This window comes from Dactylosporangium sp. NPDC051484 (genome assembly GCF_040689395.1).
Taxonomy (GTDB): Bacteria; Actinomycetota; Actinomycetes; order Mycobacteriales; family Micromonosporaceae; genus Dactylosporangium.
The window spans coordinates 117,562-132,622 of sequence record NZ_JBFAZX010000021.1 but is presented as its reverse complement, the minus strand read 5'-3'; the positions used below and the strand labels follow the sequence as shown (position 1 = coordinate 132,622).

General features: G+C 73.9%; 15 protein-coding genes and 2 pseudogenes. 12 read left to right on the top strand and 5 right to left on the bottom strand.

The window, feature by feature from the left end; translation table 11 throughout:
* From AB0367_RS28020 to AB0367_RS28005, 4 genes and pseudogenes are all read left to right on the top strand, one after another.
* Positions 1-199: pseudogene (locus AB0367_RS28020) on the top strand (LysR family transcriptional regulator); the annotation flags it as partial.
* Positions 200-598: 399 nt separating this feature from the next.
* Positions 599-1,285: a CBS domain-containing protein gene (locus AB0367_RS28015; RefSeq protein WP_366229433.1), complete on the top strand. Its 687-nt coding sequence runs from the start codon at positions 599-601 to the stop codon at positions 1,283-1,285.
* Between the two features lie 185 nt (positions 1,286-1,470).
* Positions 1,471-1,881, top strand: coding sequence for a pyridoxamine 5'-phosphate oxidase family protein (locus AB0367_RS28010; RefSeq protein ID WP_366229432.1), 411 nt, complete (start codon positions 1,471-1,473; stop codon positions 1,879-1,881).
* A gap of 190 nt (positions 1,882-2,071) precedes the next feature.
* Complete coding sequence (locus AB0367_RS28005; RefSeq protein ID WP_366229431.1) at positions 2,072-3,022, top strand: nitroreductase family protein; 951 nt, start codon at positions 2,072-2,074, stop codon at positions 3,020-3,022.
* On the opposite strand, the gene AB0367_RS28000 is transcribed toward AB0367_RS28005, so the two are convergent.
* The gene (locus tag AB0367_RS28000) at positions 3,009-4,340 is read right to left on the bottom strand and encodes a phosphoribosyltransferase family protein (RefSeq protein ID WP_366229430.1); all 1,332 of its coding nucleotides are present in this window, start codon (positions 4,338-4,340) and stop codon (positions 3,009-3,011) included. The genes AB0367_RS28005 and AB0367_RS28000 overlap by 14 nt on opposite strands.
* 175 nt (positions 4,341-4,515) lie before the next feature.
* Between AB0367_RS28000 and AB0367_RS27995 the strand changes: the two genes are divergently transcribed.
* The 4 genes and pseudogenes from AB0367_RS27995 to AB0367_RS27980 all read left to right on the top strand — a co-directional run bounded on the left by AB0367_RS27995 (position 4,516) and on the right by AB0367_RS27980 (position 7,673).
* Positions 4,516-5,430, top strand: coding sequence for a universal stress protein (locus AB0367_RS27995; protein ID WP_366229429.1), 915 nt, complete (start codon positions 4,516-4,518; stop codon positions 5,428-5,430).
* The gene (locus AB0367_RS27990; RefSeq protein WP_366229428.1) at positions 5,427-6,311 is read left to right on the top strand and encodes a universal stress protein; all 885 of its coding nucleotides are present in this window, start codon (positions 5,427-5,429) and stop codon (positions 6,309-6,311) included. Before AB0367_RS27995 ends, AB0367_RS27990 begins: the two co-directional genes overlap by 4 nt.
* Before the next feature lie 127 nt (positions 6,312-6,438).
* Positions 6,439-6,804, top strand: a pseudogene (locus AB0367_RS27985) (CoA-binding protein); the annotation flags it as partial.
* 290 nt (positions 6,805-7,094) lie between these two features.
* On the top strand, positions 7,095-7,673 hold the full coding sequence (locus AB0367_RS27980) for a CBS domain-containing protein (RefSeq protein ID WP_366229427.1): 579 nt from the start codon (positions 7,095-7,097) through the stop codon (positions 7,671-7,673).
* A gap of 23 nt (positions 7,674-7,696) precedes the next feature.
* Here the strand turns inward: AB0367_RS27980 and AB0367_RS27975 are convergent, their stop codons facing one another.
* Positions 7,697-8,575 (bottom strand): universal stress protein, encoded by an 879-nt coding sequence (locus AB0367_RS27975; RefSeq protein ID WP_366229426.1) that lies wholly within the window; start codon positions 8,573-8,575, stop codon positions 7,697-7,699.
* Between the two features lie 277 nt (positions 8,576-8,852).
* Here AB0367_RS27975 and AB0367_RS27970 point away from each other — a divergent pair, with 277 nt between their 5' ends.
* The 4 genes from AB0367_RS27970 (at position 8,853) to AB0367_RS27955 (ending at position 11,706) form a co-directional block, all read left to right on the top strand.
* Positions 8,853-9,041, top strand: coding sequence for a hypothetical protein (locus AB0367_RS27970; protein ID WP_366229425.1), 189 nt, complete (start codon positions 8,853-8,855; stop codon positions 9,039-9,041).
* 161 nt (positions 9,042-9,202) lie between these two features.
* Positions 9,203-9,904 carry a hypothetical protein gene (locus AB0367_RS27965; protein ID WP_366229424.1) on the top strand — a complete coding sequence of 234 codons (702 nt, stop codon included), beginning with the start codon at positions 9,203-9,205 and terminating at the stop codon, positions 9,902-9,904.
* Between the two features lie 192 nt (positions 9,905-10,096).
* Positions 10,097-10,783, top strand: a complete 687-nt coding sequence (locus AB0367_RS27960; RefSeq protein ID WP_366229423.1) for a CBS domain-containing protein — start codon at positions 10,097-10,099, stop codon at positions 10,781-10,783.
* A 29-nt stretch (positions 10,784-10,812) separates the two neighbouring features.
* Positions 10,813-11,706 carry a universal stress protein gene (locus AB0367_RS27955; protein WP_366229422.1) on the top strand — a complete coding sequence of 298 codons (894 nt, stop codon included), beginning with the start codon at positions 10,813-10,815 and terminating at the stop codon, positions 11,704-11,706.
* Positions 11,707-11,774: 68 nt separating this feature from the next.
* Here AB0367_RS27955 and AB0367_RS27950 read toward each other — a convergent pair whose 3' ends face one another.
* From AB0367_RS27950 to AB0367_RS27940, 3 genes are all read right to left on the bottom strand, one after another.
* Complete coding sequence (locus AB0367_RS27950; RefSeq protein ID WP_366229421.1) at positions 11,775-12,419, bottom strand: CBS domain-containing protein; 645 nt, start codon at positions 12,417-12,419, stop codon at positions 11,775-11,777.
* A 115-nt stretch (positions 12,420-12,534) separates the two neighbouring features.
* Positions 12,535-13,605 carry a nitroreductase gene (locus AB0367_RS27945; protein ID WP_366229420.1) on the bottom strand — a complete coding sequence of 357 codons (1,071 nt, stop codon included), beginning with the start codon at positions 13,603-13,605 and terminating at the stop codon, positions 12,535-12,537.
* A 415-nt stretch (positions 13,606-14,020) separates the two neighbouring features.
* Positions 14,021-15,052 (bottom strand): ABC transporter ATP-binding protein, encoded by a 1,032-nt coding sequence (locus tag AB0367_RS27940; protein ID WP_366229418.1) that lies wholly within the window; start codon positions 15,050-15,052, stop codon positions 14,021-14,023.
* Between the last annotated feature and the right edge of the window lie 9 nt (positions 15,053-15,061).

The window sequence follows — 15,061 nt, the reverse complement described above, 5'->3', positions numbered from 1 at the left end:
GCCCGACAGCTACGACCTGCGGCGCATACCGGTGCGCGACCCGGCACCGATCTACCCGATGTCACTGATCTGGCGCGAGGACAACCCGCATCCCGCGCTCAGCAAACTTCGCGACCACCTCAGCTCCAGACGAGTCGACACACCCGATGAAAGGGTGTGGACGCCGAAATGGGCACAGCATTCAGACGCAACATCGTAAGGCATTGACCAGGTCCACAGTCCGGCTGACTGGCGCCAGGACGTTCAACTTCGTGGATCCCCAGCCAAGCGCGCCTGCGCTTCATCGACGATGACGACTTCTGAGACGACCACGCCGGGACATAGACCCTCTGCGGTGTGACACCAGGTCCGCATAGCGATCGAACCTCCAGGTTGGAGCCTGTTGGAAGCTGTCCTCCCAAGAGGAACCGGCTGTGGTGGGCGGGGAACCGCCGTCTATGGCTGGGGGGTCGCACACGCTGTTGCGCACCGGTCCTGGCCCCGCGCGGACGGTGTCCAACGGCACCCGGCGACGGTGCCGTTGGGCCCTGCCCGCCGATCGGGCCCGGTCATACGGTCGGGGCGTGACGACGTGATGACACGACGAAGGAGGCCGCAGATGAGCCGGTGGAACGTGGCGGACGTGATGACCATCGGGGCGGTGTCGGTGCAGGAGGACACCCCGTTCAAGGAGATCGTCGACCTGCTGGAGGCGCACGAGGTCAACGCGGTGCCGGTGGTCGACGCCTTCGACCGTGTCGTCGGCGTCGTGTCGTCGGCGGACCTGCTGGCGAAGATCGAGTTCGCCGGCGACGACGACCGGGTCCGGCTGTTCGAGGCCCGCCACACGCGCCAGGCGCGCGGCAAGGCGCACGCGACCGCCGCGGGCGAGCTGATGAACGCCCCGGCGGTCACCGTCATGGGCACGACCTCGCTGCCGGCAGCGGCGCGGATCATGGAGGCGGCCGGGCTGAAGCGGCTGCCGGTCGTCGACGAACTGGGCCGGATCATCGGCATGGTGACCCGCCGCGACCTGCTGAAGGTCTTCCTGCGCTCGGACGCGGAGATTCACCGGGAGATCCTGGCCGAGGCCCTCGACGGGCTGGTCGGCGTCGAGCGCTCCCAGATGCGGGTCGAGGTTGACGACGGTGTGGTGACGCTGCTGGGCGAGGTCGAGCGCAGCTCGGTGGTCCCCTCCGTGGTCCGCCAGATCGAGCGGGTCGACGGGGTGGTCGACGTGGTCAGCCATCTTTCCGCGAAGACCGAGGATGAGCCGCGTTCCTACCGGGCGCCGGTCATATCCTGAAGCGGTCTGCTGAGGCGGTGCGGGCCCGCGCGGCCCGGCCCGCGCGGTGCGGCCCGGAGCGGGTCAAGTGCGGTGGCGCGGTCATAAGGTCCCGCTGAAGCCGGGTCTTTGGTCTCTGGCGTCCCTCGGGGACGTGCCGCACAGTTCGGCGGTGATCCGTCGGTGAATGGGGAAGGAGGGCACGGATGGCGGCGCTGCAACCGCTGAGCCGTGAACGTTGCCTGGAACTGCTGGCCTCCGTGCCGATCGGCCGGGTCGTGTTCACCGTGCGAGCGTTACCCGCGATCAGACCCGTCAATCACCTGCTCGACGGCGACACCATCGTCATCCGCAGCAACCTCGGCACCAGCCTGGCGAGCGCTGCCACCATGGACGGTTCGGTCGTCGTCGCCTACGAGGCCGACATGATCGACCTGGAGCGCCAGATCGGCTGGACGGTGGTGGTGACCGGCGCCGCCCGGCTCGTGCTCGACGAGGCGCGGCTGGCCCGGTACGAGCGCGAGCTCAACCCCTGGGTCGACGCGTCGATGAACTGCGTCATCGGCATCGACTGCGACCTGGTCAACGGCTACGAGCTGGGCGTCGCGGCCAGGTGACACCGCGCCGCGCTCGGCCCGCCGTCCGGCGCGATCACCTGCGGATGCGACGGTCCGCTCGGGACCTTCTGCCCTGATCGGCGTGCACCCGGCTGTGTCACGGTGGGGTATGGAGCAGCCGGCGCCTTTCGGGAGCGGAGGTACGGCCATGTCCCAGAACTCGCAGAACCTTCAGAATTCTCAGACGACGATGCCGCGGACCTGGGACCGCGAGACGTTCATCGCGGCGGTCGGTGACGCCGTGTGGGCGCCGTCCATCCACAACTCCCAGCCATGGCGCTTCCGGTACACCGACGAGGGCATCGACGTGCTCCTCGACCGGACCCGCCAGGTCTCGGTGTGCGACCCGCAGGGCCGCGCCGCGCGCGTGTCGTGCGGGGCCGCCACGTTCAACCTGCGGCTGGCGCTGGCCAACGCCGGCGAGCCGGCCCAGCAGCGGCTCGGTCGCGGCGACACGCTCGTGCATCTCGCGCCGGCCGGCTGTCGGCCGCCCCTGCCCGTTGAGCGCCGGCTGTACCGGCAGATCCGCCGCCGGCACACCAACCGCGGCCCGTTCGCCGAAGGCCCGCTCGACCGTGGTCTCGAGGTCCAGCTGACGGAGGCCGCGCGGCAGGAGAGCGGCTGGCTGGACTTCGTCGTCGGCGAGCCGGCGCTCGAGGCCGTGGCGTCGCTGATCCGAAGCGCGGACGCCGAGCTGAGCGCCGATCCCGCCTACGTGGCCGAGCTGCGGGCGTGGACCACCGAGGCGGACCACCGGGTGGAGGGCGTCGACCGGGACGCCGCCGGCGCCGCACCGCACCCGGCCGAGCTGCTGGCCCGCCGCGACTTCGGCGGCGCCGAGCACGACACCACCCGCGACCTGGCCCGTGAACCGGTCGTGGCGGTGTTCGGGGTGCTCGGCGACGGGCCCGCGGACGCCGTCCAGGCCGGCATGGCGCTGCAGCGGGTGCTGCTCACCGCCGCGGATCTCGGGCTGAGCACCGCGATGTACTCGCAGCCGATCGAGGTGCCCGCGATCCGCGAACGGCTCCGGCGGACGCTGGGCCGCCTGCACGATCCGCAGCTCGTCCTGCGGTTCGGCTACGCGCCCACCACCTGTTACACCAACCGCAGGCCGATCGAGGACGTCATCGAGCCGTGACCGCCGGGTCACCCGCGAGATGGGTCACGAACCAGGCACGGACCTGATCGGTCATGGCCGGCAGCGCACCCGCCTCCTGCAGCAGGTGGCCGGCGCCGGGAACCGTCAGCAGGCGGCTGGTGCAGGTCAGTCGTTGCTGCGCCGACCGGTTGAGCTCGAACAGGTGCCGGTCGCGCCCGGCGACGATGAGCAGCGTCGGCGCCCGCACCTGGGCGAGGTCCGGCCCGGCGAGGTCCGGCCGCCCGTCGTGGCACACGATGGCCGCGATCGCGTCGGGTCCCGCCGCGGCGGAGACCTTGAGCACGGCTGCCGCGGCCGTGCCCGTGGCGAACAGGCCGAGCGGCAGGCCCTGGATGCTGTCGATCCGTTCGAGCGGCTCAAGCCGGGCGATGAGCCGCTCGGCGAGGAGGCCGGCGTCGCCTGCCCGGTTCCAGTCCAGCTCCTCCTGCGGCGTCAGCAGGTTCAGCGACAGCGTGGCCAGCCCCGCGTCGCGCAGGTGCTTCGCGACGCGGCGGTGGCGTGGGCTGTGCACGGCGCTCTCGCTCGTGTACGCGGCGATGACCAGGCCTGCGGCGTCCGGCGGCACGTCGAGCCGGCCCGGCGCTCGCGCGGTGCCCGGCCGCGCGTTGCCTGACCGCGTGTTCGCAGTGCCCGGTGCCGGATCGCCGCCGGGCCTGCCGCCGCCCGCGAGCAGGACCGCGGTCCGGTCGTCGGGCACCGGCGGGAAGTCGGCGTAGTAGCCGCCGACGGCGGTGCCGTCGGCCAGGGTCTCCAGCCGGACCACCTCGTCTGCGACCGCGCCGACCCGTTCGACCGCGCGGTCGCTGGCGACCGGGGCGGCGACCAGGACGTACGTCGCGCCGTGGTCCCGGGCGGCGCGGCCGGCGGCGTACGCGGTCGCGCCGGTGGTCATCCCGTCGTCGACGATGATGACCGGCCGTCCGCGCAGCGGCAGCGCCGCGCGCCGGCCCCGGATGCGCCGCATCCGCTCGCCGAGCGCCTCCCGGGCGTGCTCCTCCGCGTCGGCCAGATCGTCGGCCTCGATGCCGGCGGGGCGCAGCACGTGGGTGTTCACGGCGAGCACGCCGTTCGGGGCGACGGCCCCGGTCGTCACATCCAGCTGGAACGGCACCCCGAGCCGCTGCACGACCAGGACGTCCAGCGGCGCCCCCAGCGCGGCGGCGACCTCGATGGCGACCGGCATCCCGCCGCCCGGGATGCCCACCACGATCGCGTCCGGCACCCGCAGGTGCCGCAGTCGCTCGCCCAGGAGCTCGCCCAGGCTTCGGCCAGCCTCGGCACGGTCGGCGAAGTACATGACAGGCAACCTCTCGTGCGGCGGTGATGCCCCGGCCTCTACCCGCTGGGCCGCGGGATCCGCGGGAGGCGGGGTGAGCCGAGGGGGTGATGCCGCGGAGTGAGCCGCTACGGTCCGGCATGGACCGCGGCGTCGGGGGAACTGCGGGGTGGACGGTTCGGCGGGGGTGTTGTGGATGGGCGACGCGGTGGTCGTGGGCGTTGACGGCGGATCGCTCTCGCTGGGAGCCGCGCGGTGGGCGGCGGCCGAGGCCGCCCGGCGCGGGGCGCCGCTGCGGATCGTGCTGGCGTATCACTGGCGGGTGCCGGCGGTGATGGCGCCGCGCGGCGGGCTCGCCGACACCGCGCGCCAGCTGGCGGAGACGCTCGTGGCGGACGTGGTCCGCGACGTGGAGTCCGTCGCGCCCGGTACACCCGTGCAGGGCACGGCGGTGCTGGGGCGCGCGGCCGACGTGCTGCTGCAGGAGAGCGGTGACGCCGCGTTGCTGGTCGTCGGTACGCGGGGGCGGCACCGCGCGGCCGGAACCGTCCTGGGTTCGGTCAGCCAGCAGGTGGCGATGCATGCGACGTGCCCCGTCGTCGTGGTCCGGGGCCGCGCCGACCCGTCCGGTGACGTCCTCGTCGGCGTCGACGGGTCCGAGTCCGCCGACCACGCGCTGGACGTGGCGTTCACCGAGGCCGGGCTGTGCCGGTCCGGGCTGGTGGCCGTCCGGGCCATCGAGGCGCCGGTCGCGCCGCCGGCGCTCGGTGCGCCCCCGCTGCTGTCCGACACGGCGCAGACCCGCCGCTCGCTGTCGGCGGCGGCCGCCGCGGAGGTGGCGGCGGCGGGGGAGCGGCACCCCGACGTCCGGTGGGAGTGCCACGGCATCGTCGGCGACGCGGCCAACGTCCTGGCCGACCGCTCGCGCCGGGCCAGGCTGGCCGTCGTCGGCAGCCGCGGCCACGGCGGCTTCACCGGCCTGCTGCTGGGCTCGGTCGGCATGCACCTGCTGCAGCGCGCCGACTGCCCGGTGATGATCGCCCACGAACGGTCCGACGGTGTTCCGCACGCCTCGGGCAGCGCCGCGGACACTCCGGAGGCCGGCCCATGAACGCCCCCGCCACGGCCGTCGTCGTCGGCGTCGACGGTTCGCGGGACGCGGTGCGCGCCCTGCAGTGGGCGGCCGCGGACGCGGCCCGGCGGCATCTGCCGCTGCACCTGCTGCACGCCTGCGGCGAGCCCGGGCACGCCGGACCCGATCCTGGGTCGCGGGCCGCCGAGACCTCGCCGGCGCATCTGCTCGCCGAGGCGGTCGTGCAGGCCCGCGACATCGGTCTCGAGCTGCGGATCACCACCGAGAGCGTCGCCCGGCGACTAGGGCCCGCGCTGGTGGCCGCGTCGCGACACGCCGCCGAGGTGGTGGTCGGCAGCCGCGGTACCGGCGGCTTCACCGAGCTGCTGACCGGGTCGACCGCCGTGCAGCTCGTCACCCACGCCGCCTGCCCCGCCGTGGTGGTCCGGCCGCGGGAGGGCGACGGCCCGAACGCCGGCCGGGTGGTGGTCGGCGTCGACGGGTCGGGGCACGCCCAGGACGCCGTCCGGTTCGCGTTCGAGCAGGCCGCGTTCCGCCGCGCCGGCCTGACCGCCCTGCACGCCTACCTGGTGCCGGTGGCCCTCGAGCCCGCCGGCATCGTGGCGGGCCGCCACAGACCCGACGGCATGCGGGACGCGGAGCGCCGGGTGCTGTCCGAGTCGATCGCCGGGTGCCGCGAAACGTACCCGGAGGTCGACGTGCGGACCGGCATCGCCGCCGGACGGGCGGCCGGGGTGCTCGTCCGGGCGTCCGCCGGGGCACAGCTGCTGGTCGTCGGCGCGCGCGGCCGCGGCGGGTTCGCGGGCCTGCTGCTGGGCTCGGTCGGCCAGGCCACCGTGCACCGTGCGCCGTGCCCGGTCGCCGTCGTTCGCCCGCACCCGGGCGGATCGCACGCCTGACGGTCCCGGCAGGCACCTTCGCCCGCACGTCGGGACCTTCGGCATTGCACGTGGCCGCGGCCCCGCCTGATGGTGGAGGTGTGGTGGGGCCGGGGCGAGGAATGCGCGAGGAATGGAGGTGAGTCCGATGCGCACCGCGAGGCAGGTCCTGGCCGATGCGCGGACCGTCGCGGTCGTCGGCGCGTCCCGCGATCCGCTCAAGCCGGCGCACTGGGTGCCGCGGATGCTGCAGGAGCACGGGTGGCGGGTCATCCCGGTGAACCCGCACGCCGAGTGGCTGTTCGGCGAGCGCGTGTACGCCAGGCTGGCCGACATCCCGTCGCACGTCGACATCGTGGACGTCTTTCGGCGCCCGGACGAGACGCCCGGGATCGTCCGCGCCGCGGCAGCGATCGGTGCCGGCGCGGTCTGGCTGCAACCCGGCATCGTCAGCGCCGAGGCGCGTTGCCTCGCCGAGGCGGCCGGGCTGGACTATGTCGAGGACGCCTGCATCGGCACGGAGCGCGCCCTGGCCCAGATGGTCGCCGGGGGCGGCACGCCCCCGAGCCGGGTGTACCGCGGCCTGCACCCGCAGCCGGTGGTGGCACCCGCCGACACCGGTGGACGCGCCCGGACGGTGCCGCGGCGGATTCCCGTCCGCTACTGCCTGCCCCCGCCACGGCCGGCCGCGACCCCGCCGGCCGAGCCGGCCGCCGCGCCGGGGAACGCCTGAGCGACGGCGGATCGGCACCGGCGCGCGTCCCGCGATCACGCGGCGGGTGAACCGCACGAAAGGAGCATCCGATGCACGTCAAGGACATCATGACCTTTCCGGCCCACACGGTGCGCGCCGATGCGCCCCTCGGCGATGCGGTGACCCTGCTGGAGGACCGCTCGTTCACCGCCGTACCGGTCGTCGACGACAGCGGGGCGCTGGTCGGGATGATCAGCGAGGTGGATGTGCTGCGCCGCCGGCTGGCCGGCGCGGCGACGGGTGAGGCCGCCGGCCGGGTACGTGAGGCGATGTCGGGCCTGCCGCTGTCGGCGTGGCCGGACGCCGATGTCATCGACGTCGCGGACGCGATGGTGAACCGCGACGCGCACACCGTCCCCGTCGTCGTCGAGGAGCACGTCGTCGGCGTCGTGAGCCGCAGCGACGTGCTGCGCACCGTGCTGCCGACCCAGCGGGCCGCTCAGCGGGAGGCCCAGCGGCGCGTGGACGTGTACGCCGACGGGCGCCACCAGTGGCCGGTGCTGGTCCGGGGCACCGTCGCGACCGTCGAGGGCGCGTTCGACGACGACACCGAGCGCACGGTCGTCGAGGCGCTGGTGCGCACCACGATGGGCATCGACACCGTCCGGGTGGTCGAGCCGGCCGGCTGACGCCACACGCCCCGGCCGCGCGCCTATCTGACGACGGCGACGGGGCAGGCGGCGTGGTGGATCACGGCCTGGCTCACCGAGCCCAGCAGGAGACCGGTGAAGCCGCCCCGGCCGCGGGAGCCGACGACAACGAGCTCGGCCCCGGCGGACAGCTCGGTCAGCACCGCCGCGGCCCGGCCGTGGATCACGGCGTGGCGGACGCCGACGTCGGGGTAGGGCTCCACCCAGCCGCCCATCGACTCGCACAGCGCGCGGTACTCCTCCTCCCGCAGCTTGTCGGGGTCGTACACCAGCGGCACCATGTCGCCCGGGCCGCTGGAGGACGGCCACAGGTAGGCGTGTACGGCGGTGATGCCGGCGTGGCGGTACGACGCCTGCTCGAACGCGAACCGCAGCGTGTGCGCGGCGTTGTGGAGGCCGTCGATGCCGACGATGATCCGTCCGGCATCGGCACCGGCCGGAACGTCCGTGCGGCGCACGACGACGACCGGGCAGGCGGCGTGCGCGGCCAGCTCGACGCCGACGGAGCCGAGTAGCAGGCCGGCGAAGCCGCCCCGGCCGCGGTGGCCGACCACGACGACGCCGGCATGCTCGGACGCGGCCACGAGCGCCGCGGCCGGCTGCCGCAGGGGCAGGTCCCCGGTGACGCTCAGCCCCGGCGCGACGGCTCGCGCCCGTGCCACACCGTCGGCCAGGACCTGCTCGGCCGCCCGCAGCACCCCCCGCTCGTACGGCGCGGGCATCGGTCCCGGTGACGGCCCGTGCGCCGGGGGCCACTGCACCGCGTGCACGACGCGCAGGTCCCGCCTGCGGCGGGCCGCGTCGCCGGCGGCCCAGGCGACGGCCTTGACGCTCTGCGGGGAGCCGTCGAAGCCGACGACCACCGGCGGGTCGGTACTCATGGCATGGCCTCCTGCGGACCGTGGTGCGGGCACCGGTTCGATGCCGGCCGCGATCCGATGGTCATGGCGGATTCCCCGCACCGCGGGTCCCTTCCGACACTCCCCGCCGAGCGCGGCACCCGGTAGGGCTTTCGCCCTCGAATCGACCCCGAATTGACCCCGGGTGGAACCCGGCCGCGGGGGCGCTCCGGCCTTGTCGCGGCCCGGGCCCGCCTGCCTACGGTTGAGCTGCGCACCGGGGATCGCGGTGCGCCGTCGGCGCGAAGGAGTGATCGTGATGCGTCCCGAATCTCAACGCCTGAGGTGGCTCGTCACCGCGTTCGCGGCCGGGTTCGCGGCCGGGTTCCTGACGGCGACGATCGACGATTTGGTCATGCTCATCGCCCGCCGGCCGGTGCGACCGGGCGAGGACGCCGTGGGCTCGGTGGGCCCCGTGCCGCCGAGGGTGCGCGAACTCATCCGATGAGCTGCGATGGGTGCCGGCGGGTGAGGCCGGCGCGCCGCACCGGCGACGGGGTGACCCGGCGCGCGCTGACGACTTCACACCCGAACCCTCTGGCGAGTCCGTGTCGGCACCATCGGCACGGGTAGGCGGGCCTGCGACGTAACCCGAAACGGAGGTTGTCAATGCCAGCTGTGCAGACCCGTCATTACAGGCTTCCGGACCTCGACCGGACCGGATTCGTCAAGCTTCAGCCGTACCCGGGAATTCTCGACCCGGTGGAATGGGAGCAACTCAAGTACCTGGACTGGAAGTCCGGGGGCGACACCAACTTCGCGGTGCTCGCCTCAGCCAAGGGCGACGACGACCCGCGGGGCTTCTGGGAGCACGGCCTGCCGGACAAGGACGGCGCGTGGACCGCCAACGCCCGGCTCGCACCCACGCTGTGCGACTGGGTGAAGTCCGTCGGCGCCCGCTTCGGCCGGGTCCGCATCATCAAGCTGTGGCCGTCCACCGACGAGGCCAGTGTCGTCGAACGGCACCTGCACCAGGACGACAACAACCGGCTCAACCCGGACGACGAGGGCTGGGTGGTGCGCGCCTGGATCAACCTGACTGACGACCCGGACAGCTACATGATCCTGCGCGAGGACCGCGACGACCCGTCGACCGAGCACCGCATCCCGCTGCCGCGCGGCGCCCAGTTCGTGGTGGACACCGAGCGGCTGTGGCACGCGGCCTTCCACACCGGCACGCAGCCGCGGTACGCGATGATCGCCAGCTTCGAGTCCGGCCCCGAGCTGCAGACCTGGATGGACGAGCGTCGCCTGCCACTCGTGGTGCGGCAGGCCGCACCCGCGGTCGAGGGCGCCGACGAGGCGGTCTGAGCGACCGGCGCCCGGTTCGCCGCGCGACTGCGCGTGCGGCGAACCGGCCGGCCGGGGGCGCGCTCGAGGCGGACCGGCGGCACGAAGGGCGCCGGGCCCGGCCGTCCCGGGACCTTCGGCCCGTGCGCGTCGCTCCGCCTCGGTACACCGTGGATGGGGACACGGGGCCCGCGCGAGAAGGGACCAAGGACGATGAGCGCGTTGCTGGTACGCGATGTGATGACCAAGACCGTGGTCACGGTCACGCCCGACCTGGGGTACAAGCAGATCGTCGACCTGCTCGTCGACGTCGGGGTCAGCGCCGTGCCGGTCGTGGGGGATGACCGCCGGGTGCTCGGCGTGGTGTCCGAGGCGGACCTGCTGCACAAGGTCGAGTTCAACGGCGCCGACGTGCACGCCGGCCTGTTCGAGCGGCGGCGCGCCCGGCTGGCGAAGGAGAAGGCGACCGGCGAGAGCGCGGCGCAGCTCATGACGAGCCCGGCCGTCACGGTGCGGGCCACGGCCACCCTCACCGCGGCCGCTCAGGTCATGGAGCGGGAGAACGTGAAGCGGCTGCCGGTCCTCGATCACGACGGCGAGCTGGTCGGCATCGTCTCGCGGCGCGACCTGCTGCGCCGGTACCTGCGCACAGATGACGATATCCGGGTCGAGATCGTCGAGGGGGTGCTGCGCCGCGTGCTGTTGCTCGACCCGCTCGAGGCCGGCGTCGTCGTCACCGACGGGCACGTCCTGCTCGACGGCAAGGTCGACCGCCGCAGCACCGCGCAGATCGCGGTCCGGCTCGTGCGCTCCGTCGACGGCGTCGTCGGCGTCACCGACGAGCTCGAGTGGGGCTTCGACGACGCGAACCTGCAGCACCGCCACATCTTCGACGCCTGATGCCGAGGCCCGATCACCGAGGAGGCGAGATGCTGACACGACGCCGGATCGTCGCCGGGTATGACGGGTCCCCGGCCGCCGCGGCCGCCGCCCGGTTCGCCGCCGCGGAGGCGGCGGCGGACGGCGGCCTCCTGCGCCTGATCCACGCCCAGCTGGAACGGGCGGCGTACGCGCTGCTGGTGCCGCCCGGCGTGGTGCGCGACGCGACCGACGAGGCCTGGCGGCTGGTCGACGCGGCCGTCGAGGCGCTCAGGCGCGACCATCCGGGCCTGGACGTGCGGGCCAACGTGGTCGATGGAAAGGCCGCCTCGGCGCTGATCCGCGCATCGCGCTCGGCCGATCTGCTCGTCCTCGGCCGGACGCTGCGCGGCGCGCCCGCGTCGCCGCCGGGCCGGCATCTCCCGGCCGGCGCGACCGCGGCCCGCGTGTTGGCGTACACCGGCTGCCCCGTGATGCTCGTCGGCGCGGACACACCGCCGCCCGGGGAGGCCCGCGGCCGGCCGGTGCTGCTGGGGCTCGACCCCGCGGCGTCGAGCTCGCCCGCGGTGACGTACGCGTTCGAGGCCGCCCGCCGCCACGGGACGTCGCTGCGGGTGTGCTTCGTGCGGCGGCCCGACGGCGGGTCCTGGCCGGACGACGCGGACACGCGGCGCGCGCTCAGCGAGACCCTCGCCGCGTGGCGGGTCGCGTTCCCCGATGTGCCGGTGGCCGTCGACGTCCTGCCCGGGCTCGACCCGGCCGCCCGCCTGCTCGACGCCTCGGCCGATGCCGCGCTGGTCGTGGTCGGCGACCGCAATCCCGGGGCGCCGGCCACCGGCTGGCCGAACCGCGTGCCGGACGTGCTCACCCGCAACGCGGCGTGCCCGGTCGCGGTCGTCCGCCCGGCGCGGCACCCCGGCCTGCGGCCGGTCCCGACCGGCTGATCCCGGGCGGCGTTCGCGGACCCGCCCGGGGTCACGCCGGACGACCCGCCCGATCGCGGCACGAGCGGTCAATCGTCGTGCGGGTGCCGCCGCGGTACGGCGGTGTCGTCGACGTGCCAGCTCAGCTCGTCGACCACGCGGGTGACGCCGTCGACCGTGCGCGTCAGCGCGGTCAGGCGCAGCGCGGTGCTGCGCCGCTCGACGGCGCCGTCCAGGGTGACGACGCCGTCGGTCACGTCGACCGCGATCTGCGACGGGTCCACGGCGAAGGCGGGCAGCACGACGTTGTCGAAGACGTCGCGTTGCACGGCCGCGTCGCTCCGCATCGTGCGGCGCATCAGGTCGCCGCGGGTGAGGATGCCGACCAGGCGGCCCGAACCGTCCTCGACGACCGGCAGTTGCTTGACGCGATGGCGCGACATGAGGCGGGCGGCGATGCGGACCGGTGCGTCCGGGCCGACCGTCACCGCCGGCGAGCTCATCAGCTGCGCGGCGGTGCGCTCGGCGGCCGTGGTCCCTTCGTCGGCCTCGGCGAGCTCGGGCATCAGGTCGGCCTCCGTCACCATGCCGATCACGTGGTCGTCCTCGTCGACGACGGGCATCCCGCTGACCCCGTAGTCGGTGAGCACGTCGACGATCTGCCGCGTTCGGCAGTCCACGGTGGCGACCACGACCTCCGGCGTCATCACGTCGGACACGTGCAGCTCGTTCATCGGACACCTCCTTCCGTTCAACGCTCCGCCTTTCGGCACGTCCCGGTCAGGGCCGTCGGTCACCGTGGGCCGGGACCTCTGGGGACGCGCCGCAGGCCTGACCGCCGGCGAGGTGTCACGGCGAAGCGGCGGGCGGGACCGCGTCGCCGGGAACCGGTTCGGCGACGACCTCGATGACCTCCGCCGACGGCCGGCGCGGCGCCTTCGGAAGCGGCGGCCCGCCGGACGGTACCCCGATCCGGATGCCGATCTGCGGGTAGCCGACGTTGCCGAGCGTGCGCCGCAGCATGATGCGGGCCGCCTCGTTCTCGACCAGGTCGCTCATCGCGGACGTGGCCAGGTGATCGGCGGTCGCGGTGAGCAGGACCGCGGAGAGGGCCACGCCGGCGGTGAGCCAGTCGGCCGGGCCGTCGCCGTCGGTGACGACGATGCCGTATCGCGCCTCCCGGTCGGAGAGGTCGGCATCGCTGGAGGCGCCCGGGAGCATGCCGGTGGCGTGGAAGTCGCGGATCGGCACCGGCCGCGCGCCGGCCGGCGCCAGGGTGTCGACCGTAACGCCGTCGTGGCCCTCGCCGGGCTGACGGATCCAGGCGGCGAGCTCGGCGCGGTAGGCCGGGTCCGCCAGCTGTACCGCCGCGGCCCGTCCTGCCGCGAGCGCGATGCCCGTGAGATCGCGGGACCAGGCCAGGTGCAGGTGCGCGCCGTTTCGCTCGGCGGCGTCGCGCAGGCCATCGAGCGCCTCGCCGGGCACCGCGGTGCCGGCGAAGGGCCGGCGGTCCGAGCGGCGCAGCGTGATGGCGCGGCGCAGGCGTTGCGCCTCGGCCGAGGGTTGCGCCTCGCCGCGGTAGCGCACCTCGGCCAGCAGATCCGGGTCGTCAGCGGCGGGGAACGGGCGCACCTCGAAGTCGACCCCGTCGGCGGCGAGCGTGACGCACGCGTGGTGCAGCGCGGTGCCGCAGCTGAGCACGAGCAGCCGGCCGGCGGTGTCCACGGCGTGCAGCCGGCGGCGCTGGTCGGCGTACAGCATCGCGGTCTCGTCCACGATGTGCCACCGCCACGGCTGGGTGTTGAGCACCGACGGCGCGTGCAGCGCCGCCAGCGCGGCACGGGCGAGGGTCCGGCAGACCGGCCGGACCTGGAATGTCGTCGCCGGACCGGGCCGCGGGTTCTTCTGATTGGCCGGCATGACGGCTCTCCCCTCGCTCGCTGCGGGTCGTCCGACCTTCTGCCCGCTGCGGCCGTGCCTACTCCGGCCCGCTTCGCGAACCCGGGCGCGGGCAGGGGCGCCACGGCGTCGGGCCGGTACGGTCCGTAACGGGGGTTACGGAACATGGGAACGAAAACCGGCGCAGCGGCTGAGGCTGCGTTGGTCACGGGACCGGTCTGAACCCGCGGTGACGTTCTTGGGCCGCTCCGTGAAGTTGCCCTGTTGGCTGCGTAATGGGGGCTGACGAGATCACGCCGACGGCAAGCGAACGGTCCTGAACACCTGGCAGGGCAAGGAAAGATGCTACTGCGGCTCGAGGCCAGGGCTAGGCGCGCCGACGGCGCGGAGCGTGCCGTCGGCGCGCCCACCTCCTCAAGTCCGGTATCGCCAACGTCTACGACGACGAGGGCGACGGCGGTTCGTCGACGACCGTGTGCGAGCCGACGGCCGAGATCGGCGGCTGCCCCGCCGGGTACGGTCCGGTGACGGTGCCCAGCGGCTCCCCGACACGCGTCGGCGTCCGCCCGGGCAACTCCCGCCAACGGTGGCAGGCTACCGCTGCACCGTCAGGGGTTATCTCTATCGCCGGACGCTCCACCGCGCAAACACTGACCGCGTAGAGGCACCGGCCGGCGAACGGGCAGCCGGTCGATGGCCGAGCGGCGGGCGCGCCGCTCGGTTGGGCTGACAGACGCGCCGCCGACACCGAACGGCGGCGGGCGCCGTCAGGTGCAGGCACGCTATCAAGCAAGAGCCTCGTGTATGGGTGCGCGGGGGAGTCGTGCACCGCCCGTGTCGGTCCGGCCTCCATGACTTGGCCCCGATAAAGCACGACAGTTCGGTGCGCGATGTGCCGAACGACCGGAAGGTCGTGAGAGATGAACAGGTAGCTGACTCCCAGGGTGTCCTGGAGGTCGCGGAGAATATTGAGGATCTGCGCTTGCACCGAGAGGTCGAGGGCGCTTACAGGCTCATCGCAGATCACCAGCCGGGCCTGCGTCATGAGGGCCCGGGCGATAGCGATTCGTTGACGCTGGCCACCGGAGAACTGGGCTGGGTAGCGATCAATAGCTGACCTTGGCAGGCCGACCCGCTCGAGCATCGCGGTCGCCCGTGACCTGGCGACGTCGCTGTCGACCCGCTGCGGACGAAGAGTCTCGACCAGACTCTTGCCAATGGTGCGCGCTGGGTTCAGGGAGGCGTAAGGATCTTGGAACACTGCCTGCATTGACGCGTGCAGCGTGCGCCGCTGCCTGTTGGTGAAGTGGGTGATGTCCGTGTCCTGAAACAGGATGGAACCCCCTGCGGTCGGAGTGAGGCCGAGGACCGCGCGGGCGATGCTCGACTTTCCGGAGCCCGATTCGCCGACAAGGGCCACGGTCTGAGCTGCCGCGACCGTGAGGCTGACGCCGTCAACGGCACGCACGCCGGAGGT